Below are 23453 nucleotides of genomic sequence, written 5' to 3'. Positions count from 1 at the left end.
CGTATCGCCGCGCACCGCGGACCGTCGGGCCGAGGCCGAGCGACCCGGCCGATTCCCGCCAGCGCCGCGCCGCCGCGGGCGGTGGGATCATCTGGTGCGCACCGTTTCACTGCAGTTCGCGGCCCTCGCTCTCGCGTGGGGCTCCAGCTTCCTGTTCATCAAGGAGGGCCTCGCCGGCCTGTCCCCCGTGCAGGTCACCGCCGCTCGGATGACCATCGGCGCGGTCGTCCTCGCCGGGGTCGCGATCGCCGTGCGCGCGCCTTTGATCCGCGACCCGCGCGCCGTGGCGCACATCGCCGTCGTCTCGCTGACGCTGTGCGTCATCCCGTTCACGCTGTTCGGGTGGGCGGAGCAGCGGATCGACTCGGGGCTCGCCAGCATCATCAACGCGACGACGCCGCTGATGACAGTGCTGGTCACCTGCGTGGCGCTCCGTTCCGAGCGGCCGACACGGAATCAGCTCGCGGGGCTCGGGGTCGGGTTCGCCGGCGTGCTGCTCGTCCTCGCCCCGTGGGCATCGGGGGCAGCGGGTTCGGCCGCGGGGCAGCTCGCCTGCCTGGCGGCGACCGCGAGCTACGGGGTCGCCTTCGTCCACCTACGGCGGTTCGTCACGCCGCTCGCGCTGCCCGCACCGTCGGTGGCGTTGTACCAGGTGGGTATCGGCGCGTTCGTGATCGACGTGTGCGCACTCGCCGTGGACCGGCACGCGGCGACGGCGACCCCGCGGGTGGCGCTGGCGATGCTGGCCCTCGGCGCCTTCGGGACGGGACTGGCGTACCTGTGGAACACGAACATCGTGGCGGCGTGGGGCGCCGCCGCGGCGGCGTCGGTGACCTACCTGACGCCGGTCGTGGGCGTGCTCCTCGGCGTCGCCGTGCTCGGCGAGCGACCGGCGTGGCACCAGCCCGTGGGTGGCCTCGTCGTCCTCGCGGGGATCGTGCTCAGCCGACGCGGGGGGCGAGCCCCACGTCCACCCGATGGTGTTCCAGATCGTGCAGCGCGTAGACCGCGAACGACTCCACGGTGAACGCGGAGCCGTTGGAGCGCAGGCCCGTCCGCGCCCAGTCCTCGTCGCCGACAGCGCGGTACGCCGCGGCGAAGTCCGCCGCCTCCCGTGCCAACTCGCCGGCGACGACACCCGGGTCCTGCTCGGCGTAGGCGTCTTCGATCGCCGTCGCGTCCTGATCCCAGTTCGCGAAGGCGGCGCCGTCGCGCGCCAGCATCAGCTGCAGGCGTTCGCGCATGATGCGGTGCACGTCGCGCAGGTGGCAGCCGTATTCGAGCACCGACCACGTCCGCTCGTCCGGGCGCACCGTCGCGTCCGGCCTCGCCAGGGCGGCGTCCCAGCCGATCGCCGACCGCGCGATGCGGTCGGCGATATCGGCGCGTCGCACGGTCGACGGATCGAATCCGCAGTCCGCACAGGACCGCTCGATGACCCAGGTCCAGTCCTTGGTGTCCGGTGTGATCGCCACGACGATCAACCTACTCCCGTCCCGAATCTCCGGGATTGCGGCGGCTCGCCGCCGAATCCCGTCTCGGATGCCCGTAGAACCCGAGTTTCGGGACGCGGCTCAGCGCAGCGCGGCAGCCAGGTCGCGCAGCACGGTGTCGGTCGTGCCGAAGTCCATGCACTTGTCGGTCACGGACTGGCCGTACAGCAGCGGTCCGGGACCGGGCTTCTGCGCGCCCGCGACGAGGAAGGACTCGAGCATGACGCCGGAGATCCCCGTCGAGCCGTCGGCGAGGCGACCCGCGATCTCCCGCGCGACCTCGGCCTGGCGCACATGGTCCTTGCCGGAGTTCGCGTGCGAGCAGTCCACCATCACCGACGGTGCGAGGCCCGCCTTCTCCAACGCGCCGACGGCGGCGGAGACCGAGTCGACGTCGAAGTTCGGCCCGCCGCGGCCCCCACGGAGGATGACGTGACAGTTGTCGTTGCCCACGGTCTCGACCACGGCGGCGGCGCCGTCGTCGTCGGTGCCGAAGAAGACATGCCGCGCGGCCGCGGCCTGTACCCCGTCGATCGCGACGGAGACGTTGCCGTCGGTGGCGTTCTTGAAGCCGATCGGCATCGACAGCCCGGAGGCGAGCTGGCGGTGCACCTGCGACTCCGTGGTGCGTGCGCCGATCGCGCCCCAGGCGACGGTGTCGGCGATGTACTGCGGACTCGTCGGCTCGAGGAACTCGCACCCCACGGGCAACCCGATCTCGAGGATGTCGAGGAGCAGCTGCCGCGCGACACGCAGGCCGCGCGGGACGTCGTAGCTCTCGTCCATGCCGGGGTCGTTGATGAGGCCCTTCCACCCGACCGTGGTGCGCGGCTTCTCGAAGTACACCCGCATCACGATGAGCAGCTCGTCGGCCAGCTCGTCGGCGATCGGCTTGAGCCGGCGGGCGTAGTCGAGCGCGGCCTCGGGGTCGTGCACGGAGCAGGGCCCCACGACGACGAGGAGTCGCTGGTCACGGCCCGCGATCACGTCGGCGACGGCGGCGCGGTCGGCCTCGACCTGCGCGGCCAGACGGGGTGCGAGCGGAAGCTCGTCGCGCAGCTGCGCGGGCGAGGGGATCGCGTGGAACGCCGAGACCCGACGGTTCGATGTGGACGCCGGTGTATCGAGCTCGATGGTCATGTCAACCTTCCTGGTGGTGGCACCAGTGGGAACGTCCGGTGCCTATAGAAAAAGGCAGCGAGATATCGCTGCCTTCGGCTCCGGGTTCGTGCGGTGTAGTTCTATCCGCGCAGGCGCGCACCACCGCAGGCTCCACCCGGAGCCTCGGTAAAGCGCCAATACGCGTTCATACCCACGAGACAGACGTTAGCACATCCTTAGCGCGCCAATTCTGTGGCGAGCGTCTCACCGTCGACGACCGGCAGCGAGCACACGGAACCGCGGCAGACGTACGCCGCCGCCCGGTCTCCGACCGGCCCGCGCCCCTCCAGCAGCGGATGCGAATCTTTAGCTCCGGCAATGACTACCGCGCCGCCCGGGGCCAGCCGCCGCGCCTCCGCGACGAGCGCGGCCGCGCCCGCACCGTCGGCGACGGCGATCTGCAGTCCCGCCGCCGCCTGCTCCGCGACCGCGAGGTGATGCCCCGCGCCGCGCGGCACGCGCCGGATCAGCTCGCCCGAGCGCGCACGGGTCGCCGCGGCGAGCGCCGCGTAGCGCTCGCCGAGCAGTGCCTCCGCGTAGGTGAGCGCTTCCGCCATCAGGCTCGCGCCGGCCGGGGTCGCGCCGTCCGCCGGATCGCGGGGACGGGTCAGCAGCCGCTCCCCGTCCGACGGTGCGTCGTACCAGCTACCGGCCTCCCCCGGGTCGGCGAAGCGGGTGATCGCCACGTCCAGGATCGCCGCAGCGGCTGCGTCCCACTCGGTTCCACCCACCCGCTGCAAGAGCGCCAACAGTCCGGTGACCAGCGCGGCGTAGTCCTCCAGCATCCCGTCGGCCTCACCGACCGCACCCGCGAGTGAGCTGCGGCGCAGTCGCTCGCCGTCCCAATGGGTTCCGAGGACGTATCGCGCGACCGCCTCGGCCTCGTCGACCCGGCCCGACTCCGCGAGCGCGGTGATCGCGAGGCCGTTCCACACGGTGACGACCTTGTCGTCGCGCCCCGGTTGCGCTCGGCGCGAACGCGTTTCGAAGAGGCGCCGCCGCACGTCGGCGAGCCGCACCGGATCGGGTTCGCCGTGCAGCTGCAGCACCGATGTCCCGTGCTCGAAGGTGCCGCCCGGGGTGACCGCGAAGACCTCGGCGGCCCAGGCCCCGTCGGCCTCGCCGAGCGCTTCGACGAGTTGCTCCGGGGTCCACACGTACGTGGCGCCCTCCTCGCCGTGGCCGTCGACCACGGTGTCCGCGTCGAGCGACGAGGCCAGCCCGCCGCCCTCGACCCCGAGGTCCCGGATCAGGAAGTCGGCGGTCTCGTCGGCGACGCGCAGTGCCAGCGGCGATCCGGTGCGCCGGCCGAGGTGTGCGTAGAAGCGGAGCAGAAGCGCGTTGTCGTACAACATCTTCTCGAAGTGCGGCACCACCCAGTCGGCGTCCACGGCGTACCGGGCGAAGCCACCACCCAGCTGGTCGTAGATGCCGCCGCGCGCCATCGCCTCGGCGCAGCGCAGCGCCACGCCGTAGGAGGCCGGATCACCGGTGCGCTCGTGGTGCCGCAGCAGGGCCTCGACCGTCGCCGACGGCGGGAACTTCGGGGCGCGGCCGAAGCCGCCCGACGGGTCCTCGTCGGCGCAGATCGCGCGCACCGCGCCGGACAGGTCCTCGGCCGAGGGGGCGGCACCGTCGGGCAGGCCGGCCGAGGACTGCCGCAGGTGCGCGGCCACCTGCCCGGAGACGCGGCCGACCTCGTCGCGCCGGTCGCGCCAGGTGGCGGTGATGGCCTCCAGGAGCTGCGGGAAGCTCGCCTGGCCGTTCCGCGGCTCGGGCGGGTAGTAGGTGCCGCAGTAGAAGGGCTCGCCGGACGGGGTGAGGAAGCAGGTCATGGGCCAACCGCCCTGGCCGGTCATGGCGACGGTGGCGTTCATGTAGATCGCGTCGAGGTCGGGGCGCTCCTCGCGGTCGACCTTGATGCAGACGAAGCCCGCGTTCATCTGTTCCGCGATGGCCTCGTTCTCGAAGGACTCGTGCGCCATCACGTGGCACCAGTGGCACGCCGCGTAGCCGATGGACAGCAGGATCGGCACGTCGCGCTCGGCGGCCTCCGCCAGCGGCGCCTCCGACCACTCCTGCCAGTGCACCGGGTTGTCCGCGTGCTGGCGCAGGTACGGGCTGGTGGACGCGCCGAGACGGTTCATGTCCCCATCCTGCCTCAGAGCGGCGACGGCGGCTCCGTGCTCGACGGGCCCCGCCCGTCGCCGCTACCGTTCGAGGCATGCAGTGCACGACGTCGATCGAGATCGACCTGCCGCTCGAGCAGGTGGCGCGGTCGCTCGCCGATGCCGCCCTGCTGCCGTACTGGCTGCGCGGCATGGTCGTCCACGAACCTGTGCGCGGGGTGCACGGCGAGGTCGGCACCGTCTCGCGCGTCGTTCTCCGGTCGGGGAAGCGCACCATGGAGGTCACGGAGACGATCACCCGACGCGAACCGCAGGACCTGGACGCGATCCCGCACGGGGCCGTCGTGCGATTCGAGCGGGAGATCGTCGGCGCGGGCATGTGGAACGCCGCCCGCGAACGGCTGACCGACGCCGGTCCGGGCCGGACGCTGTGGGTGAGCGAGAACGAGTACCGGTTCCGCAATCCCCTCACGCGGCTGATGGCCCTGCTCCTGCCCGGCGCCTTCCGCACGCAGCAGCTTCAGCACATGGAGGACTTCAAGGCCTTCGCCGAGGACGGCAGGGACGTCCGCGACGACACGGCCTGAGCCGGTCGCGGGCGGCACCGGCGGCTAGGTCGTGAGTGCGTAGACCGTCGCGCTCCCGACCGTGGTGGCGGTGAAGTTCTTCTCGACCCAGCTCTGGATCTCGGACTTCTCCCCGCGGCCGGGGCCGAAGCCGCTGGACGAGACGTAGTACGAGACCTTCCCGTCCTTCACCCACTGCTGGAACCGGGCCAGCGTGGGCGCGGGATCCGAGCCGCTGAAGCCGCCGATCGCGATCACGGGCCGCCCGGAGTTCAGTTGGAGCGAGCCCTGGCTCTGCGCGCCGTTCACGGCGGCCGCCCACTGCGTGGTGGTCCCCTTGAGCAGAGCGACGAGTTCCGCGTCGGACCTGTTCTCGCCCCCGGGCCCACCCGCGCCGCCCGCGGTCGCCTCCGGGCGTCCGTCGGCCGACGGTGCGCCGCTGGACGCGGCGCCGGCCCCCGTGGCGGGCCCCGCGCGTCCCCCTCGATCGTCGCGACCGCCACCGGGACCGCCGCCGAACCCGCTGCCGGACTTCGCGGTCCTCACCGCCGTCGGGACGCCGCCGCTGTGTGCGGTGCCCGCCGTCGAGACGGCGAAGGCCGCGGTCGCGGCGCCGCCCGCGAGGAGCGCGAGCACAAGCGCGGCGGCGACGGCCCGTCGGCCACCTCGGCGGGTGACGAGCAGCGCGACGACCGCCGCCACCGCCAGCACACCCACGACGATCCCGATCGCCGGCCAGGCGTAGCCCGTCCGCCACGCCCGGATCACGCCCCACCCACCGGAGGTCACGACCAGACCGACGAGAGCGAGGGTGCCCGGCACCGTCGACCTTCGACTCCACGCGACGGCCGCACCGCCGCCCACCAGCACCGCGATCGCCGGCGCGAGCGCCACGGTGTAGTACGGGTGCACCGTGCCACTCATGAACGAGAAGACCACCCCGGTCACCACCAGCCATGACCCGAACACGGTCAGCCCCAGCGCCAGGTCCCGCTCGAGGCGCCGGCGCGCGACCAGCACGACGCCGATCACCAGCACGAGCAGCGCCGCGGGAAGCAACCAGGAGATCTCGTTGCCGAACTCGTTGCTGAACAGTCGCGCGAGACTCGGGGTGCCACCGAAGGACGTGCCCGTGGCGGCGTCACCGCCCGGCCCGCCCCCGCCGAACCCGCCGGAATCGGAGCCCCCGCTGGTGCCGACGATCCGCGCCAGCCCGTTGTAGCCGAGCACGAGGTCCATGAACGTCCCGTCCTTCGACCCGCCGATGTACGGGCGCGACGACGCGGGCCACACCACGGTGAGCAGCACGTACCACCCGGACGAGACCACCACGGCCACGACGCCCAGCGCCAGGTCCCGCGCCCTGCGCAGCCAGGAGGCCTGCGCGAACAGCAGGTAGGCCAGGCCGAAGCCGGGAAGCACCAGCAGCCCCTGCAGCATCTTGGTGAGGAAGGCGAAGCCGAGGAGCACGCCGCACGCCACGAGCCACCGCCACGACGCCGCCCGGCACGCCCGAACGGTGCAGTACGCCGCTGCGGTCATGAGCAGCACCAGCAGGGCGTCGGGGTTGTTGAACCGGAAGATCAGGACCGCGGCCGGGGTCAGCGCGCACGCGGCGCCCGCGAGCAGCGCCCCGCCCGTCGCGATCCGTTCCGGGAGCGAGGCGAGCAGCCGCCGGGTCGTCAGATAGACCAGCCCGACGGTGCCGACGCCCATCAGCGCCTGCGGCACCAGGACCGACCACGGCGAGAGACCGAAGACGCGGACGAACAGGCCCGTCACCCACAGCGCTGCGGGCGGCTTGTCGACCGTGATGACGTTGCCCGGGTCGAGCGAGCCGAACAGCCAGGCCTTCCAGCTCAGCCCGCCCGCCTGCGCCGCGGCGGCGTAGAAGTCGTTGCCGTAGCCGTTGACCGACAGGTTCCAGCAGTAGAGCAGCGCCGTAGCGGCGAGCAGGGCGGTCACGGCGCAGCGCCGTGGAGTCATGTACTTCACGGCACCACCCTCGCGGGCGGAACTGGACGGTCGTGCCGCTACGCCTGGGAGGTCGCTGTGAGCCCTACGGTGGCGGGTCGCCTAGCGGGGCCGGTCGGCCCCGTCGCCGTCGGATCCGCCCGACGGTCCGCCGTCGCCCGTGGCCGGGGAGGCACCGTCGACGCCGTGGTCGATCGCACCGTGTTCGGTGCCGCCCGCCTCGTCGCCCTCGCCGGGCGCCTCGTCGTCGAACGACGCGGGGAGGTTCTTGACGTGCTTGTTCATCGACCGGATGAGCAGGAAGGTCACGGCGAGGAGCGCGACGATCACGGCGAGGCCGAGGGGCCCGGACTTGCCGAACTCCGGCCCCTTGGGCTTCTGCGGGTCCTGCGCGAGGATCGCGATGTCGCCGGCCAGTTGAAGGAGGGGACTCATCACTTCTCGATCCCGCTGAACAGGTCCTTCTCGGGCATCCTGCTGCTCACCGTGGTCTTCGCCAACTCGTACTCCTCGGTCGGCCACAGCCGCTGCTGCCATTCCATCGGCACCGCGAAGAAGGGGCCGTTGGGGTCGATCTGGGTGGCGTGCGCGCGGAGGGCGTCGTCCCGGACGGGGAAGTACTCGCCGCACTCGACCTGTGTGGTCACGCGGGCCATCATGTCGTTCTTCTCGTCCTTCCACCGGGCGAGCCACTCGGTGTAGGGGTTCTCGAGGCCGTGCTTCTCGAACTCGTCCGCAAAGGCCTGGAACTTGCCGCGGAGGAAGCCGTGGCTGTAGTAGACCTTCGAGATCTGCCAGGGCTCGCCCGCGTCGGGGAACTGCTCGGGATCCGCCGCCGCCTCGTACGCCGCCATCGAGACGGTGTGGGTCATGATGTGGTCCGGATGCGGGTAGCCGCCGTTCTCGTCGTACGTGATCATCACGTGCGGGCGGAACTCGCGGATCAGGCGCACGAGCGTCTCGGTCGGCACCTCGACGGGCTCCAGCGCGAAGCATCCCTCGGGGAGCGGCGGCAGCGGGTCGCCCTCGGGCAGGCCCGAGTCGACGAAACCGAGCCAGCGGTGCTCGACACCGAGGATCGCTGCGGCCTTGGCCATCTCCTCGCGCCGCACCTCGGGCAGCCGGTCCTGGACGCCCGCGACGTCCATCGCGGGATTGAGGATGTCACCCCGTTCGCCGCCCGTGAACGTCGCGACCAGCACGTCGTTCCCCTCGGCCGCGTACCGCGCCATCGTCGCGGCGCCCTTGCTCGACTCGTCGTCCGGGTGCGCGTGAACGGCGAGGAGGCGGTATCCGGTCATGACCCCCAGTGTTCCACGATCGGCCGACGGCACGCCGCGCCGGGTGTGCTTCGATGGAAGCATGCCGACCGCCCCCGTCCGACCTTCCGATCGCTACCCCGACGAGCGCGATCCCGCGCGCGCCCGGCGCATCGGCATCATCGGACTGGTCGTGGTCGTGATCCTGGGCGTCGGGCTCGCGTGGCTGGGCTACCAGAAGTTCTCCCGGCAGCCGGTCACCGGCGAGACCGCGGGCTACCAGGTGCTGTCCGATTCCGCGGTGGACGTGCAGGTCACCGTCACCCGGACCGATCCGCAGCAGGCGGTCAGCTGCATCGTGTACGCCAAGAACAAGGCGGGCGACGAGATCGGCCGGCGCGAGTTCTACGTGGCCCCGTCGCCGGACCCCGTCGTCGTGGTCAGCAGCGAGGTGCGCACCACCGAACCGCCCGCCGTGGGCGACGTCTTCGGTTGCGGGACGAACGTGCCCGCGTATCTTGACCGTGCGTGAGCACTGACAACTCCCCCACCCCGGTCTCTGGGCAGCCGGCCCGCGTGCGCGCGCGGCCGGCCTTCGCCACCGTCTCGAGCTACTACTTCCCCATGCTCGTCGGCCTCTTCGTCGGCGTCATGATCATCAGCAACATCACGGGCACCAAGGCCGTGCTGTTCGCCCCGTCGCTGCACTTCGAGATCCTCGGCCTCCAGGTCGACGGCATCGCCACCGACGGCGCCTTCTACCTCTTCCCCCTCGCCTACGTCCTCGGCGACGTGATCTCCGAGGTCTACGGCTTCCGGGCCATGCGCCGCGTGATCCTCACCGGATTCGCGATCCTCGCCCTCGCGGCGCTGTGCTTCTGGATCACCACCCTGCTGCCGCCCGCGCCCGGCTGGCCCAACGACGAGGCCTTCAAGACCGTCGCCGGCGTGGTGCCCCGCTTCCTCATCGCAGGCCTGGCCGGCTACCTCGTGGGCGAATTCATGAACTCGTGGGTCCTGGTGCGGATGAAGGCCTGGACGGGCGAGAAGCACCTCTGGTCGCGCCTGCTCGGCTCCACCGTGGTCGGCGAGTTCTTCGACACCCTGGTCTTCTGCTCCATCGCCGCGCCCGCACTGGGCTTCACCAGCCCGGGGCAGTTCCTCAACTACCTGATCCTCGGTTTCGTGTGGAAGACCCTGGTCGAGATCGTGATAATGCCCCTGAGCTACGCGCTCTGCGCCTTCCTCAAGCGCCGCGAGCCCACCTACCAGCAGGCTCTACTGGCCGCCTGAACCGAATGCCCCATTCCGTTTCCCATGCTAGAATCAGCGGATACACGGTTCCGCTTGGGGCCGTGTATTGCTGCATTTACGGGCCCCGGGCGCCGTTCCGGGGCCGGTCGGCTGTGGGAGGGATATCCACGGCGGGCCGTGCCGACTACGACGAAGGACGAACGAAATGACGGACACTCAGGTGACGTGGTTGACCCCCGAGTCCCACGAGCGCCTCAAGAACGAGTTGGACGCCTTGATCGCCAACCGCCCCGTCATCGCCGCCGAGATCAACGAGCGTCGCGAAGAGGGCGATCTCAAGGAGAACGGCGGCTACCACGCTGCGCGCGAGGAGCAGGGCCAGCAGGAGGCGCGCATCCGCCAGCTGCAGGAACTCCTCAACAACGCCAAGGTCGGTGAGGCCCCCACCCAGTCGGGTGTCGCGCTGCCCGGCTCGGTCGTGAAGGTGTACTACGACGGAGACGAGAAGGACACCGAGACCTTCCTCATCGCCACCCGGGAGGAGGGCGCGCAGGACGGCGGCCTCGAGGTCTACTCGCCGAGCTCGCCGCTCGGTGCCGCGCTCATCGACGCCAAGGTCGGCGAGTCGCGCGAGTACACCATCCCCAGCGGCGCGGTCGTCAAGGTGACGCTGGTCAGCGCGGAGCCGTACCACTCCTGACCGCTCGATCGACGAAGAAGCGGCCCGCCCCCTGGGGGACGGGCCGCTTCTCGTATCGGTACCCGGTCATCCGGCGCGGCTGCGCAACAGCTGGCTGACGGTGACGAAGGCGTACCCCTGGTCGCCGAGCTGCGTCATGGTGCGATCCAGCGCGGTGGCCGAGGAGACGAAGGTGTCGTGCAGCATGACGATCTGCCCCGGCTTCACCTTCAGCAACACCTGGGTCAGGCCGTCCGGGTTGCCCTGGTAGTTGTAATCCATCGAGTCCAGGTCCCAGAGGATCTGCGTCAGGCCCAGCCGCTGCCCGGCCTCCACGACCGCCGGCGACGTGTGACCGCCCATCGGCCGGAACAGCGTGGGCGCGCTGCCCACGGAGGTGCGGATCGCGTCGCTGGTCTGCTGCAGCTGCGCCGTGGTGTCGCTCTCCGACAACGTCGTCATGTCGGGCTGAGTCCAGGTCCCGTTGGCGACCTCGTTCCCGGTGCCGGCGATCGCCGTCATGACATCGGGGTTGAGATTGACCTGTGCACCGGTCACGAAGAACGTGCCCTTCGCTCCGTGGCTGTCGAGGATCTGCAGGAACTGCCTGGTCGCGGGCCCCGGGCCGCCGGAGAAGGTCAGCGCGACGCACTTGCTCTTCGCGCAGTCGACGCTGCCGTCCGGCAGGTACACGGGCTTGGTCACGGGCTTCGCCGCCGCCTGCGGGGCGGCGGTCCCGCCGCCCTGGCCCGACGGTGCGCCTTCGTCCCGGTGCGCGGCGTCGCCGCCTCCGGGCGTGGTCGGCGCGGGCGGCACCGCGGGCGCGGTAGGACCGGCGACGGTGGTCTGCGGCTTCGCGGGCGCGCTCGGCGGCGGCACCACGACGGTCATCGTGGCCGGCGCCTGCGGCGACGGCGGCGCGGTGGTCTGCCCCGCGGGCAGCGCCCCGGGGTTGACCCCGGCGCCCGGCGTCGCGGAGGCGCCCGACGGGGCCGACGGCAGCGGGTCGAACGTGAGGCTCGACCCGAGACGACTCGGATCGCCGCCGGTCACGCCGCATCCGACCGCGACGGCAGCCGCGATCACGAGGGCACTCCCCGCGACCGCGTAGTTGCGGACCTTCCGGCTCTGCTTCGGCCTCAAGAACTCACTCCAGCCACTTGTGTCACTTTCTACAACAAGCGCCACTTTAGTCCCACGAACCCTGAAGGGGAAGTCGAAGGTTCGGATGGTGACCGAGTCGTTACTCCCGACCGCGGTCGCCCAAGGCGCGGACAAGGGGCCGACAAGGCCGGAAGCGGACCATCGTGCCGTGCATCCGAACTACTTCGAGCCGTGGCATCGGCGCCATCCGGCCGTCTTCATCATCCTGACCGTGACGGCCATCGTGCTGATCATCCTCACGGTGGGAGCCGGGCTACTCCTCGGGCTCGGCGTGCTGTTCGCGCACGCCCTGTCCGACCCGGTACCCGTCGACGAGCACGACGAGCGCACGGTCCGGGCACGGCTGAGCGGGTACGGCGCCGACGTCGACTCGGGGCGGGACGTCTCCGGCCTGTGGTGCGAGCGGCTCGTCGACGGCGACGAGAGTACGCGATGGTTCCCGCCCGGACCTCGAACGACCGGCGATGTCGTCATCGACGGCGACATCGCCACGATCGGCGTGCACTACTACCCCCAGGGCGCCCCGAAGGACCCCGACGAGGATCCCGTCCGGGCGAAGAAGGTGGCGCAGTTCCGCTACGAGTCCGGGATGTGGCGCTACTGCGGCGTCAGCTGAAGGCGTTCTCCAGATCCGCGATGAGGTCGCCGATGTCCTCGATGCCGACGGACAACCGCACCAGGTCCTCGGGGACCTCGAGCTGCGAGCCGGCGGTGGAGGCGTGGGTCATGGCGGCGGGGTGCTCGATGAGCGACTCGATGCCGCCGAGCGACTCCGCCAGGGTGAAGATCTCGGTGCGCGCGCAGAACCGCTGCGCCGCCTCGCGACCGCCGGCCAGACGCACGGAGATCATGCCGCCGAAGCGCTTCATCTGCTTGGCGGCGACGGCGTGGTTCGGGTGGCTCTCGAGCCCCGGGTAGAGCACCGTCGAGACCTCGGGACGACCGGCGAGGAACTCGACGATCTTCTCCGCGTTGTCGCAGTGCCGGTCCATGCGCACGCCGAGCGTCTTGATGCCGCGCAGCGCGAGGTAGACGTCGAACGGGCCGGGCACCGCGCCCGCGCCGTTCTGCAGGAAGGCGAAGTCGGTGTCGAGCTGCTCGTCGTTGGTCACGAGCGCGCCGCCGACGGTGTCGCTGTGCCCGCCGAGGTACTTGGTCACCGAGTGCAGCACCACATCGGCGCCGAGCGTGAGCGGCGTCTGCAGGTAGGGGCTGGCGAAAGTGTTGTCCACCACCAGCTTCGCGCCGCCCTCGTGCGCCACCTCGGCGAGCGCGGCGATGTCGCCGATGTTGAGCAGCGGATTGGTCGGCGTCTCGATCCACACCAGCTTGGTGGTGGGGCGGATCGCGGCGCGCACCGCGTCGACGTCGGTGATCGGCGCGGGGGTGTGCTCGATCCCCCACTGCGAGAAGACCTTGTCGATGAGCCGGAAGGTGCCGCCGTAGGCGTCGTCGGGGATCACCAGGTGATCGCCGGGGCGCAGGGCGGCGCGGAGCAGGCAGTCGGTGGCCGCCATGCCGGAGGCGAAACCCCGGCCGAAGGTGCCCTCCTCGATCGCGGCGAGGTTGGCCTCGTAGGCGCGACGGGTGGGGTTTCCGGTGCGGGCGTACTCGAAGCCGCCGCGCATGCCGCCGACGCCGTCCTGGGCGAAGGTGGAGCTCGCGTAGATCGGCACGTTCACGGCGCCCGTCAGCGGGTCGGGCTCGTAGCCGGCGTGGATAGCGCGGGTCGAGAAGCCCTGCGCCGCATGCTTGTCGATGGCGCTCTTCTGCTCGCTCATGGTGCGGCCCTTTCTACTTGCCGTGGGAGAGGAAGTTCAGCACGTCGTGCCGGGTGATCACGCCGACGGGCTTGCCGTCGTCGATCACCATGAGGGCGTCGGACTCGCGCAGCGCCGTGTTGGCGGCCGAGACGGGCTCGCCCGCGCCGATCAGCGGGAACGCGGGGCCCATGTGCTTGCTCACCGGGTCGGCGAGTTCGGCGCGGCCCTCGAAGACCGCCGAGAGCAGCTCACGCTCGGTGACGGCGCCCGCGACCTCGCCCGCCATGATCGGCGGCTCGGCACCCACGACGGGCATCTGCGAGACGTTGTACTCCGCCAGGATCTCGATGGCGTCGCGAATGGTCTCCGACGGGTGCGTGTGCACCAGGTCGGGCAGCTCGCCCTTCTTGCCGCGCAGGATGTCGCCGACGAGGGACTCCTGCTCGTTGGGGTCGAGCGGCGCACGCAGGAAGCCGTAGCTCGACATCCACTTGTCGTTGAAGATCTTCGACAGGTAGCCGCGGCCACCGTCGGGCAGGAGCACGACGACGACGGCGTCCGGATCGCGCTCGGCGACGCGCAGCGCGGCGACGACGGCCATGCCGCACGAGCCGCCGACGAGCAGCCCCTCCTCGCGCGCCAGGCGGCGGGTCATCTCGAAGGAGTCGGCGTCGGAGACGGCGATGATCTCGTCGGGGATGTCCGGGTCGTAGGCGGTGGGCCAGAAGTCCTCACCCACGCCCTCGACGAGGTACGGCCGGCCGGTGCCGCCCGAGTAGACGGAGCCCTCGGGGTCCGCGCCGACGACCTTGACCTTCCCGCCCGAGACCTCCTTGAGGTAGCGGCCGGTGCCGGTGATGGTGCCGCCGGTGCCCACGCCCGCGACGAAGTGGGTGATCTTCCCCTCGGTGTCGCGCCAGATCTCCGGGCCGGTGGTCTCGTAGTGCGAGGCCGGGCCGTTGGGGTTGGAGTACTGGTTCGGCTTCCAGGCGCCCGGGATCTCGCGAGTCAGGCGGTCGGAGACGTTGTAGTACGAGTCCGGATGCTCGGGCGCGACGGCGGTCGGGCACACGACGACCTCGGCGCCGTAGGCCTTGAGCACGTTGCGCTTGTCCTCGCTGACCTTGTCCGGGCAGACGAAGACGCACTTGTAGCCGCGCTGCTGCGCGACGATCGCCAGGCCCACGCCCGTGTTACCGGAGGTGGGCTCGACGATGGTGCCGCCGGGCTTGAGCTCGCCCGACTGCTCCGCGGCGTCGATCATCTTCACCGCGATCCGGTCCTTGCTGGACCCGCCGGGGTTGAGGTACTCGATCTTGGCCGCGACCAGGCCGGATCCGGGCTTCACCACGGAGTTGAGTCGCACCAGTGGGGTGTCGCCGATCAACTCGCTGACGTGTCCTGCGATACGCATGCGTCCATCGTCCCAGAACCGCCCGCGCCGCCTCACGGCCGGTCCGTGCGCACCCGTCTAGATTGGGTGCATGGGGTACTCCCGAAACCGGCTCGCCCGTGACGCGCTGTACACCTCGGCCGCCGCCGTCAGCGGCGCCGGAGCCACCTGGGGTGCCTACGCCCTGCTCACCAAGCAGGCCAGGACGGCGCGCACCGTCATCCCCCACCGCACCGACAAGGCACCGTCGAAGGACGGGGTCTACGCCCCCGGCACGACGCAGGTGGAACGCCCCGGACCCGGGCATCCGGCGGACGTGAGCCTGATGGTCTTCGGGGATTCCACCGCCGCGGGCCTCGGGGTCGACGATGCCGAGCACACGCCCGGGGTGCTCCTCGCGCGCGGCGTCGTCGCCGAGACTGGACGGACCGTGCGGCTCGCGGTGAAGGCGATCGTCGGCGCGACGTCGAAGGGGCTCGCGGCGCAGATCGAGGCCGCATTCATCGCGAAGCAGATCCCGGACGTGGCGGTGATCATCGTCGGCGCGAACGACGTGACCGCGCTCAATTCGATCGAACCCTCCGCGCGGCGCCTCGGAGCGGCCGTCGCACAGCTGCGCGGCGCGGGTGCTGAGGTCGTGGTGGGCACGTGCCCGGACATCGGCGTGGTGCAGTCCATCCCGCAGCCGTTGCGGTCCGTGATCCGCAGGTACGGGCTGCAACTCGCTGCGCGACAGCGGGCGCACGTACTGGCAGCGGGCGGACACCCGGTGCCCTTCGCCGACACCCTGACGCCGGAATTCCTCGAAGCTCCCGAGCGCATGTTCTCCCCCGACAACTTCCACCCGTCGGCCGCGGGCTACGAGCTCGCGGCCCGACTGCTGCTCCCCGAGGTGCTCGCCGTGCTCGGCGAGTGGCACGGCCCTCTTCCCTCGCCGCCGGAGGTCTCCGAGGCCGCCGACGCGAACCGGCTGACGGCGCGCCTGGCGCGCGTCCTGCGGCGGGATTGACGCGCCTCTGCGACGCGCCTGCGACACGGCGACGACGCCGCCGCGATCGCGGCACCGCAGCATCGGACGAGTGCGTACCCAGCTTCCGACCAGCCCACTCCACCGGATCGGCGACTACAGCGTCGTCCGCCGCCTCGGAGCCGGCGGGATGGGCGAGGTCTACCTGGCCCGCCATCCCCGGCTGCCGCGGCTCGACGCGGTGAAGGTGCTGCGCGCCGCAGCGTCCCCGTCGGCGCCCGACGCGCTGGCCAGGTTCGATCAGGAGGCCGGCCTCATGGCCCGGCTGACCCATCCGAACATCGTCGCGGTCTACGACCGCGGCCGGATCGGAGGTCGCCCGTGGATCGCCATGGAGTTCGTCGCGGGCCCCACGACGGGTGAACTCCAGCGTCGCGGGCCACTGCCTCCCGACGACGTCGTGGCCGTCGTCCGCGCAGTGGCCTCCGCCCTGGACTACGCCTGGACCGAGCACCGCGTGGTGCATCGGGACATCAAACCGGACAACATTCTCGTCACCCTGGCCGGCGGCGTCCGCGGGGTGAAGGTCGCCGACTTCGGGGTCGCCAAGGCACTGGACCGCCCGGCGGGCATCACCGCCGCAGGAATGACCCTCGGCACCCTCGGTTACGCCGCCCCCGAGGTCTTGACCGGCGAGGGATGCGACAACCGGTCCGATCTCTACAGCCTCGCCGCGACCGCGACCGCGCTACTGACGGGAGTGCAGGTCTTTCGCGGCGACCGGTCCACCGTCCTGTCCGCGCAGCTCACCGGACGCTTCGCCACGCCGACGGTGCGCGGCACGCCGCTTCCCGCAGCGGTCGAGACGGTGCTCCGGCGGGGCCTGAGCCCGGCACCGTCGGACCGTTACCCCTTCGCCGCGGTGTTCGCGGACGAGCTGGGGCGCGCGTTCCGTGCCGGAGTCACCCCTCCCCCACCGAAGCCCGTGACGGCCCCCGGGCCGGCGCCCGCACCGGCCCCGGCACCCGCCCCTACGGCCCGCGTGCCGACTCCTCGCGCCCGCATTCGCCGACGCAGGATCGCCGTCGTCGGCGGAGCGGTCGTCTGCGCCCTGATCCTCGGCGCCGGGGTCGTGACCGCGAGCATCCACGGGTCACGGACAGACCGGGCCACCGGCGGTACCGCGGCGACCGCGCCCGCGCAGTCGACGCCGACATCGGCCCGGACGGTCCCCGATTTCCGCGGTTTGACCCTGAACGAGGTATCGGCGCGTGCCGATGAGTCTGGCGTGGACTTCACGATCGACGGCACCGCCCCCGCGGAAGGCGGCGTGGTCACGACGCAGGATCCGGCCCCGAATACCGCCGGCTACGACGGCGTGATCCGCCTCGACTTCTCCTGAGCAGACGCCGAACGCCCCGCAGCCGGGGCTGCGGGGCGTTCGGAAGGTGTCGGCTAGTCGCTGCTGTAGAAGTAGCTCAGCAGGCGCAGGATCTCGACGTACAGCCAGACCAGGGTGACGGTCAGGCCCAGGGCCACGCCCCACGCCGCCTTCGACGGTGCGCCGGCGCGGATCAGCTGATCCGCCTGGTCGAAGTCCAGCAGGAAGCTGAACGCCGCGATCGCGATGCACACCAGCGAGAAGATGATCGCGATGGTGCCGCCGCCGCGCAGCGGGTTCGAGTCACCACCGGTGACCAGTGCGATCACCATGTTGCCGAGCGCGAGCACCAGGACGCCGATCATCGCCGCGAAGAGCATGCGAGTGAAGCGCGGGGTCACGCGGATGGCACCGGTCTTGTAGACCACGAGCATGCCGATGAAGACGCCGATCGAGGCGAGCACGGCCTGGCCGATCAGCGCACCGGCACTGACACCGCTGACCATGTAGTTCGCGAAGACGAACGAGATCGAGCCGACGAACAGGCCCTCGAGCGCCGCGTACGACAGCACGATGGCCGGGTTGTCCTGCTTGCGGCCGAAGCTGGCGACCATCACCAGGATGAAGCCGCCGATGCCTCCGACGAGCAGAAGCGGCATCGGGGAAACGATGCCGCCGGCGACGAGTGCGTACGCCGCGACGGCGAAGGCGATGAGCACACCGAGCGTGGCCGCGGTCTTCGTGACCACGTCGTCGATCGTCATCGTGCCGGAGCCCGTGCCCTGCTGGTACGGGGCCTGCGGCGGCTGCTGGTACTGCTGGAACTGCATGCCCTGGGCGGCGCCTGCGGCACCCATCCCCAGGTTCATGCCCTGCGGGTATCCCTGCTGCTGACCGTAGCCCTGCTGCGGGTAGCCCTGCTGATAGCCGGCGGGCGCCTGCTGGCGGGTCTCCTTGGTCAGCCCGCGGAAGATCGGGTTGCTGCTTTCGCGCACCGTGGGGTCCTTTCCCTGGTCGTGCACCTGTACGTACTGTTCAACGTTCGCGACGGCTGCCGAAGTTCCCGGTTTCGGCGACGTCTTTACGAACAGCTTAACCATGTCGGGGCGGATGCGCAGGTGGCTTATGCCGCGGGACGATCCAGCAGGTCGTACAGCCGGTGCCGCAGCTCGTCGCGGGGCACGACGGATTCGACGGCCGCCAGCGAATCGTCGTCGTCGCTGCGGAGCACGCCGAGCAGCATGTGCGCGCTCTCGATGCTCCGGTCCTTACGGTGCGCGGCCTCTCGCACCGCGAGTTGCAGCGTCTTCTTCGACGCGGGGTCGAACGGGATGTGCCCGGCGCGGAAACGCTTGCGGATCGGCCGCAGGATGTCGAAGCCGAAGCGTTGCTCGACGGCGTCCGCGACGGCGCCCACATCGATACCGATGCCGCGCAGGGCCTCGGCATCCTTATCGGTGAGCACGCGGCCGGCGGCCGAGGCCCGCACGGCCTCGGGCGTGAGGCCCACGTCGCTCAGCTCGCTCTGCAGCGGACCGTCGACGGTGCCGAGCACGCCGAGCAGCAGGTGGGTCGGGGTGATCTTGTCGGCGCCGCTGTCGCGCGCCTCCTCCTGGGCGAGCACGACCGCGACGCGGGCGCTCTTGGTGAACCGTTCGAACACAGCAGTCCTGTTCCCGGCTACTTGCCGTACTTCTTGTGCACCGCCTGGCGGCTGACCGCGAGGTGTTCCGCGATGTCCTGCCAGGACCAGCCGAGGCTTCTGGCATTGGACACCTGGACCGCCTCGAGTTGGTCGGCCAGCTTCCGCAGTGCGACGACGGCGCGGAGCCCCTCCGCGGGGTCCTCCGATGCCGCCGATCCGACGAGGGTGGGTGGTGAGCTCACGCTCGTCAATCTACGTTGACGCAGTCCCGGATGTCAACGCATGTTGACAAGTTCGACGGTGCGCCGCGCGCTACGCTTCCCTCGCGCCCCCATAGCCCAATTGGCAGAGGCAGCGGACTTAAAATCCGCAAAGTCAGGGTTCGAATCCCTGTGGGGGCACTGGTCAGACCATGTTGCTCAATACACCTCTTGGGCTCCGTGCCTCAGATTGCCTCAACTGGTCGGAAACTCTGTCCGGCCGCCTTCAGCGCCTCGTCCTGGCTGTGCGCGTAGGTCGCCATGGTAAAGGCTGCCGAGCTGTGACCCAGCCACGCCGCGATCACCGCGATAGGGACGCCCCGCAGGTGCATCAACGTGGCGCAGGAGTGCCGCGCGTCGTGGAGCCGTACGCGCTCGATCTTGAGCCCGTCGAGCATCCGGCCCCACCTGAACGTGAGCGTGGCCGGCGTCAGCGGCTGGCCGGCCTCGTCGCACGCGACGTACTCCCCCGGGCCGTACGCCTCGCCGAGCGCCAGTCGTTCGCGCTGCTGCTGCTTCCGTGCCGCCTTGAGCGCGGCCAGCGCGTCGTCCGGTAGCGGAAGCGTGCGCCGGGACGCCTTCGACTTCGGCGTGCCGACGATCGACTCCTTGCCGACCGCGACCCGGTTCTCGACGATCGCGACGGTGCCGGCCTTGAGGTCGACGTGCTCCCAACGCAGGCCCGCGATCTCGCCGCGCCGCAGCCCGTACAGGGCGAGCGCCCACAGGGCGCGGTCTCGGCTGCCGTGGTCGATGACGCGCAAGATCTCCTTCTCCGTCAGGGTGCGGTACTTCTTCGGGTCCGCCGGCACGCGGTCGACGAGCTGAGCGACGTTGCGCACGACCTTGCCCTGCGCCTGCTCGCTCGCGAGCACCTGCATCAGCAGCCCGAGCATCTGATTCACCGACCGCGGCGTGTACTGCCGGCGGCCCTCCACCTCGCCGGCCCGGAGCCGTTGCACGAGGCCATCGACGTCGGCCTTTTCGAGCCGCTGCACCGGCCTACTGCCCAGCTCATCGCGGACCGGCTGCAGGCTCACCCGGTACCCGCGAGCCGTGCTCGCCTTGATCCGATGCTTCGACGTCAGCCAATCGGCGCAGGCCTGCTCGACGGTGCGCTTCGACGCCGCCACGTACGCGCCGTTCTGGACCGCGCCCAGCGTCTCAGCGTGGAATGCGCGAGCTTCCTTCTCCGTGGCGAACGACCGGTTCACCTGGTGGCGCGCCCCGGCCGCGTCCACGGGATTGAGCTTCACGCGCCACCGATCCTCCGGCCTGCCCGTGCGCCGGTTCGTCACCGTCGTCTTGGTGATGCCCCGCGGGAGCCGCTGCCTACTCATCTTCGAACTCCGCCCACGCACGCATTATCGAAAGCTCGTATGCAAGATCGGATTTCGTGAATTCGCGGTCAACAAGAACCTGCGGCCACACCTTCGGGTTCATCCGGTCGTACCGCTCGAGCGCGCTCTCGCCGAACGTGACCGCGGTCGCGGCCGCGCGCCGTCTCTCATCGGCCGGGAGAGTGTGATCGTCAGCAGCCCGGGAGGCCTGCACGAATCCGTCGATCATCGACTGCAGCCGGAACGCCGGCCAGTGCAGGTTCGTCCGCTGCAGGTTCCGCGCCGCCTCGGTCGCACTCGCCTGGTGCACCGGCGACTCCCATACGTCCGAGTCGCCGGGGTCCGGCAACAACAGGTCGATCAGCCCAACATCCAGCGCCTGAGCTATCACGAGGAGATCGGCGACGTCGAGGACCTTCTTCCGGCCGTTCTCGTAGTTGGAGATCGTCTCCCGACTGACCCTGTGGCCGATCTCGGCTGTCGAGTCCGAGAGCCATTGCGCGGACCTGTCGCCACGGATCTTCGCGATCCCTCGTGCGATCCGCCGGTTCACCTCCTCCGACCACGGACGGTCGAGCTTCGGCAGTCCGACGGTGTGAATGTGATCCTCCGTGCAGCCCGGCGGGCATTCCTGTTGCGTCATATCAACGCAAATTACCGGCCTCTTGCGCAAACTTCAATGGACGCGTTAATCTTGCGCAAGACTCCGAGAGTCTACGCAGAATCTACACAATCCAGGAGGTAGCTGTGACCCACTCAACTCTCCCGCCCGCTGTGGCGATCATGAATGACCATGCCGACGTGAGCGCCCGGCTCAAGGTCAGCCGCTCGACCGTCTTCGCGCTCTGGAAGTCCGGCCAGCTCGGCTCGGTGAAGATCGGCAAGCGCCGGTTCTCCACTGACCGGCAGATCACCGAGTACGTCGCGCGACTCGAAGCCGGCGCGGCGTGAGCGCGCTCAACGCGCTCGACGGCACCGTGGTGGGCCCCGTCGAGGTCGATCCGCGTGAGCCGGTCGTGTACGTGCCGATCGCCGGCACCGATCCGGAGCGGCCGACGATGCTGCTGCTCGACCTGGAGGACCTCGACGCGCTGGTCGAGGCCCGCGCACGTCTCGTCGAGTCCTACCCCGCTGCGCTCACCCGTACCCCACAGGGGGACAAGTGACGCACTACCTCGCCGCCCTCGTGATCGTCGCCGTGTTCGCCGTCATGGCGTTCGCGGCTGAGCAGATCGACCGATACCGACAGCTCGCCGATCACGCAGACCAAGGCGTCGGCGCCGACGAGTACGCCGGCCCGCGCCGCTACACCCGCCCCACCGACCGCGAGGGCCGCGTTTCAAACGCGACCCAGGGTCGCATCTCGAATGCGACCCCTCGGCAGCAGAAAGCCCCGGGCGCTCCCGCCAAGAAGTCACCCAGGGCTACCGACCAGCACCCCACCAAGGAGAACCGATCATGAGCCACGATACCGCCTTCATCGCCCTCGACGAGCCGCAGAAGTTCCGCACCATCCACGACGTGGAGCTCGCCCTCGACGATCTGCTGCCCGAGACGTCGTTCACGCCGCCGCAGCTGGCCCGCATCGCAGCGGTGGCGCGCGAGAAGCACGCGGACCGGCGCACGCAGACCGTCGCGATCCTCGACGTGGCCGCGCAGGAGGTCGCAGGGCAGCAGGCACCCGAGAGCCCCGGACTCCGCGCGCTCGACGCGTTCCGTGCTGAGTTCGGCCCCCAGGTGAGGTACGAGTCCGGGGCCCCGCTGCCGTGGCTCGAGCGAAACCGGCCGCACTGGTCCGACCCTGCCGAGGACTACGCGAACGCCTCGGCGCCCACGGTGACGCGCTGGCACTCGGTGCCCGTGACGGTGCCGCTGACGGGGCACACCAGCGCATCAACCGCCGACGGCGGCCTCGCACTCGCCGGATTCACCGCGCGCCTCGCTCAGTGCCCGATCGACCGTGAGCCGCACGTTGTCCTCGCCTACACGGGGTGGCGCCCTGACGGAACGTCCAGCGCCGGCCGCAGCAGCTTCGACGTCCGCCTCGAAGAGGCCGCGGCGTTGGCTCGCGCACTGCTGCTGCTCATCGACGTCGCCCGCGAGGAGGTCGGCGGTGAGTGACGGCCCCGGCGCCGCGGTGGCCGCGTCGGCGACGGTGCTGACGCTGCAGCACCACGCCGCGATCCGGCGCACGATCGACGAGCTCGTCGCCGCCGGCCACGTATTCGACGCCGATCACGTGCACGCGCGGCTGCCGGCCGAGACGAGCGCGTGGCTCGATGCGCACCCGCAGGTGCTCGGCGGGTACATGCAGCACGTCGTGCGCCAGTGCCGCGTCCGGTTCGTCGGATGGACCGACTCGCACCGTCGGCCGGGCCGGCCCCAGCGCGTCTGGGCGTGCACTCGATGAACGACAGCCCCGATGGTCGCAGGCGCGGTTCGACTCCGCGCCGGGGCACCACGGCGCCCGCGATGGGCGCCGCCCACGGAACCCGAAGGAGTAGAACCCAAGTGAGCGCACCCGGCGCACCACCCCTGCAGCCGCGCGAGAAGTGGCTCCGCGTCGTCGTGAGCGTCCGCGGGCTCAACGCATCCGAGTTCTGCGTCATCGTCGCCGTGTTCAACCGCGTGGGCGAGACGAACGACGGCGTCGAGCTGACCGGCCCACGACTGGGAAGCGAGATCCCGATCAGCGCGGCCCGCGCCAGTCGCGCCCTGCGGACCCTGACCGAACGCGGACTACTCCAACGCGACGGCCTCGCCTACTGGATGGCCTACGCCGGGGAGGCGCTGTGACGGAGCCATTCTCGAAGCTGCAGTGGCTCAAGGACGCACCCCGCCTCGGACTGACCGCCTCCCAGTGGTGCGCGCTCATCGAAGCGTTCGGCCGCACCGACGCATCCGGCCGCAACGCTCGGCTCAGCGCTGAGGCGCTATCCGATGTTGCCGGCATCTCAGACCGCGGTGCGCGCCAGGCGCTCGGCGACCTCGTCGCCCGCGGGATCCTCATCCGAACCTCTCGCGG

General features: G+C 70.7%; 28 protein-coding genes and 1 tRNA gene. 15 read left to right on the top strand and 14 right to left on the bottom strand.

Going from position 1 to position 23453, the window contains the following annotated elements; genetic code table 11:
* Window positions 1–91 precede the first annotated feature (91 nt).
* Window positions 92–1027 carry a DMT family transporter gene (locus tag FK530_RS09445; RefSeq protein ID WP_146486993.1) on the top strand — a complete coding sequence of 312 codons (936 nt, stop codon included), beginning with the start codon at window positions 92–94 and terminating at the stop codon, window positions 1025–1027.
* Here the strand turns inward: FK530_RS09445 and FK530_RS09440 are convergent.
* The 3 genes from FK530_RS09440 to FK530_RS09430 all read right to left on the bottom strand — a co-directional run bounded on the left by FK530_RS09440 (window position 942) and on the right by FK530_RS09430 (window position 4801).
* Window positions 942–1475: a DinB family protein gene (locus tag FK530_RS09440; protein ID WP_146486765.1), complete on the bottom strand. Its 534-nt coding sequence runs from the start codon at window positions 1473–1475 to the stop codon at window positions 942–944. The two genes, FK530_RS09445 and FK530_RS09440, sit on opposite strands and share 86 nt — an antisense overlap.
* 99 nt (window positions 1476–1574) lie before the next feature.
* Window positions 1575–2633, bottom strand: coding sequence for a 3-deoxy-7-phosphoheptulonate synthase (locus tag FK530_RS09435; RefSeq protein ID WP_146486764.1), 1059 nt, complete (start codon window positions 2631–2633; stop codon window positions 1575–1577).
* A 197-nt stretch (window positions 2634–2830) separates the two neighbouring features.
* Window positions 2831–4801 (bottom strand): thioredoxin domain-containing protein, encoded by a 1971-nt coding sequence (locus FK530_RS09430; RefSeq protein WP_146486763.1) that lies wholly within the window; start codon window positions 4799–4801, stop codon window positions 2831–2833.
* Between the two features lie 77 nt (window positions 4802–4878).
* On the opposite strand from FK530_RS09430, the gene FK530_RS09425 reads away from it, so the two are divergent.
* The gene (locus FK530_RS09425) at window positions 4879–5370 is read left to right on the top strand and encodes an SRPBCC family protein (RefSeq protein WP_146486762.1); all 492 of its coding nucleotides are present in this window, start codon (window positions 4879–4881) and stop codon (window positions 5368–5370) included.
* Between the two features lie 24 nt (window positions 5371–5394).
* On the opposite strand, the gene FK530_RS09420 is transcribed toward FK530_RS09425, so the two are convergent.
* The 3 genes from FK530_RS09420 to mca all read right to left on the bottom strand — a co-directional run bounded on the left by FK530_RS09420 (window position 5395) and on the right by mca (window position 8624).
* Complete coding sequence (locus FK530_RS09420) at window positions 5395–7335, bottom strand: ArnT family glycosyltransferase (protein WP_166443277.1); 1941 nt, start codon at window positions 7333–7335, stop codon at window positions 5395–5397.
* A gap of 90 nt (window positions 7336–7425) precedes the next feature.
* Window positions 7426–7758, bottom strand: coding sequence for a hypothetical protein (locus FK530_RS09415; protein ID WP_231706567.1), 333 nt, complete (start codon window positions 7756–7758; stop codon window positions 7426–7428).
* The gene (gene mca / locus FK530_RS09410) at window positions 7758–8624 is read right to left on the bottom strand and encodes a mycothiol conjugate amidase Mca (RefSeq protein ID WP_146486760.1); all 867 of its coding nucleotides are present in this window, start codon (window positions 8622–8624) and stop codon (window positions 7758–7760) included. Before mca ends, FK530_RS09415 begins: the two co-directional genes overlap by 1 nt.
* 61 nt (window positions 8625–8685) lie before the next feature.
* Here mca and FK530_RS09405 point away from each other — a divergent pair, with 61 nt between their 5' ends.
* From FK530_RS09405 to greA, 3 genes are all read left to right on the top strand, one after another.
* Window positions 8686–9114 carry a DUF4307 domain-containing protein gene (locus FK530_RS09405; RefSeq protein WP_146486759.1) on the top strand — a complete coding sequence of 143 codons (429 nt, stop codon included), beginning with the start codon at window positions 8686–8688 and terminating at the stop codon, window positions 9112–9114.
* On the top strand, window positions 9111–9875 hold the full coding sequence (locus FK530_RS09400) for a queuosine precursor transporter (protein ID WP_231706566.1): 765 nt from the start codon (window positions 9111–9113) through the stop codon (window positions 9873–9875). Before FK530_RS09405 ends, FK530_RS09400 begins: the two co-directional genes overlap by 4 nt.
* Window positions 9876–10041: 166 nt before the next feature.
* Window positions 10042–10536 carry a transcription elongation factor GreA gene (gene greA / locus FK530_RS09395; RefSeq protein ID WP_146486758.1) on the top strand — a complete coding sequence of 165 codons (495 nt, stop codon included), beginning with the start codon at window positions 10042–10044 and terminating at the stop codon, window positions 10534–10536.
* Window positions 10537–10602: 66 nt separating this feature from the next.
* Here greA and FK530_RS09390 read toward each other — a convergent pair whose 3' ends face one another.
* Complete coding sequence (locus FK530_RS09390; protein ID WP_146486757.1) at window positions 10603–11658, bottom strand: polysaccharide deacetylase family protein; 1056 nt, start codon at window positions 11656–11658, stop codon at window positions 10603–10605.
* 169 nt (window positions 11659–11827) lie between these two features.
* Between FK530_RS09390 and FK530_RS09385 the strand changes: the two genes are divergently transcribed.
* Window positions 11828–12295 (top strand): hypothetical protein, encoded by a 468-nt coding sequence (locus FK530_RS09385; RefSeq protein WP_146486756.1) that lies wholly within the window; start codon window positions 11828–11830, stop codon window positions 12293–12295.
* Here the strand turns inward: FK530_RS09385 and FK530_RS09380 are convergent.
* Complete coding sequence (locus FK530_RS09380; RefSeq protein WP_146486755.1) at window positions 12288–13460, bottom strand: cystathionine gamma-synthase; 1173 nt, start codon at window positions 13458–13460, stop codon at window positions 12288–12290. The two genes, FK530_RS09385 and FK530_RS09380, sit on opposite strands and share 8 nt — an antisense overlap.
* A 13-nt stretch (window positions 13461–13473) precedes the next feature.
* Window positions 13474–14856 carry a cystathionine beta-synthase gene (locus tag FK530_RS09375; RefSeq protein ID WP_146486754.1) on the bottom strand — a complete coding sequence of 461 codons (1383 nt, stop codon included), beginning with the start codon at window positions 14854–14856 and terminating at the stop codon, window positions 13474–13476.
* 70 nt (window positions 14857–14926) lie between these two features.
* On the opposite strand from FK530_RS09375, the gene FK530_RS09370 reads away from it, so the two are divergent.
* Both FK530_RS09370 and FK530_RS09365 read left to right on the top strand, forming a co-directional pair.
* A complete protein-coding gene (locus FK530_RS09370; protein ID WP_146486753.1) occupies window positions 14927–15844 on the top strand; it encodes an SGNH/GDSL hydrolase family protein in 918 nt (305 codons plus the stop codon).
* 70 nt (window positions 15845–15914) lie between these two features.
* Window positions 15915–17204: a serine/threonine-protein kinase gene (locus FK530_RS09365; protein ID WP_146486752.1), complete on the top strand. Its 1290-nt coding sequence runs from the start codon at window positions 15915–15917 to the stop codon at window positions 17202–17204.
* A gap of 53 nt (window positions 17205–17257) precedes the next feature.
* On the opposite strand, the gene FK530_RS09360 is transcribed toward FK530_RS09365, so the two are convergent.
* The 3 genes from FK530_RS09360 to FK530_RS09350 form a co-directional block, all read right to left on the bottom strand.
* A complete protein-coding gene (locus FK530_RS09360; RefSeq protein ID WP_146486751.1) occupies window positions 17258–18178 on the bottom strand; it encodes a Bax inhibitor-1/YccA family protein in 921 nt (306 codons plus the stop codon).
* Between the two features lie 128 nt (window positions 18179–18306).
* Window positions 18307–18846: a Clp protease N-terminal domain-containing protein gene (locus FK530_RS09355; protein WP_146486750.1), complete on the bottom strand. Its 540-nt coding sequence runs from the start codon at window positions 18844–18846 to the stop codon at window positions 18307–18309.
* A 17-nt stretch (window positions 18847–18863) separates the two neighbouring features.
* Complete coding sequence (locus FK530_RS09350; RefSeq protein ID WP_068532770.1) at window positions 18864–19070, bottom strand: RNA polymerase subunit sigma-70; 207 nt, start codon at window positions 19068–19070, stop codon at window positions 18864–18866.
* A gap of 85 nt (window positions 19071–19155) precedes the next feature.
* Between FK530_RS09350 and FK530_RS09345 the strand changes: the two genes are divergently transcribed.
* Window positions 19156–19229: transfer RNA gene (locus FK530_RS09345), tRNA-Leu, on the top strand.
* Window positions 19230–19273: 44 nt separating this feature from the next.
* On the opposite strand, the gene FK530_RS09340 is transcribed toward FK530_RS09345, so the two are convergent.
* Together FK530_RS09340 and FK530_RS09335 are read right to left on the bottom strand one after the other, a co-directional pair.
* On the bottom strand, window positions 19274–20428 hold the full coding sequence (locus FK530_RS09340; RefSeq protein ID WP_146486749.1) for a tyrosine-type recombinase/integrase: 1155 nt from the start codon (window positions 20426–20428) through the stop codon (window positions 19274–19276).
* A complete protein-coding gene (locus FK530_RS09335) occupies window positions 20421–20981 on the bottom strand; it encodes a helix-turn-helix transcriptional regulator (protein WP_146486748.1) in 561 nt (186 codons plus the stop codon). The genes FK530_RS09340 and FK530_RS09335 overlap by 8 nt, the downstream gene beginning before the upstream one ends.
* A 194-nt stretch (window positions 20982–21175) precedes the next feature.
* Here FK530_RS09335 and FK530_RS09330 point away from each other — a divergent pair, with 194 nt between their 5' ends.
* The 6 genes from FK530_RS09330 to FK530_RS09305 all read left to right on the top strand — a co-directional run bounded on the left by FK530_RS09330 (window position 21176) and on the right by FK530_RS09305 (window position 23224).
* Window positions 21176–21379, top strand: coding sequence for a MerR family transcriptional regulator (locus tag FK530_RS09330; RefSeq protein WP_158645063.1), 204 nt, complete (start codon window positions 21176–21178; stop codon window positions 21377–21379).
* Window positions 21376–21594: a hypothetical protein gene (locus tag FK530_RS09325; RefSeq protein ID WP_146486747.1), complete on the top strand. Its 219-nt coding sequence runs from the start codon at window positions 21376–21378 to the stop codon at window positions 21592–21594. Before FK530_RS09330 ends, FK530_RS09325 begins: the two co-directional genes overlap by 4 nt.
* Complete coding sequence (locus FK530_RS09320; RefSeq protein ID WP_146486746.1) at window positions 21591–21890, top strand: hypothetical protein; 300 nt, start codon at window positions 21591–21593, stop codon at window positions 21888–21890. The genes FK530_RS09325 and FK530_RS09320 overlap by 4 nt, the downstream gene beginning before the upstream one ends.
* Complete coding sequence (locus tag FK530_RS09315; RefSeq protein WP_146486745.1) at window positions 21887–22549, top strand: hypothetical protein; 663 nt, start codon at window positions 21887–21889, stop codon at window positions 22547–22549. Before FK530_RS09320 ends, FK530_RS09315 begins: the two co-directional genes overlap by 4 nt.
* Window positions 22542–22838 carry a hypothetical protein gene (locus tag FK530_RS09310; RefSeq protein WP_146486744.1) on the top strand — a complete coding sequence of 99 codons (297 nt, stop codon included), beginning with the start codon at window positions 22542–22544 and terminating at the stop codon, window positions 22836–22838. Before FK530_RS09315 ends, FK530_RS09310 begins: the two co-directional genes overlap by 8 nt.
* Window positions 22839–22939: 101 nt before the next feature.
* Entirely contained in the window at window positions 22940–23224 is a 285-nt protein-coding gene (locus FK530_RS09305; RefSeq protein WP_146486743.1) for a hypothetical protein, read from the top strand.
* Window positions 23225–23453: the final 229 nt, after the last annotated feature.

Origin of the sequence: Tsukamurella conjunctivitidis (assembly GCF_007858475.1) — a bacterium.
Taxonomy (GTDB): domain Bacteria; phylum Actinomycetota; class Actinomycetes; order Mycobacteriales; family Mycobacteriaceae; genus Tsukamurella; species Tsukamurella conjunctivitidis.
The sequence above is the reverse complement of the archived record's forward strand: the minus strand, read 5'-3'. Positions and strand labels throughout refer to the sequence as shown.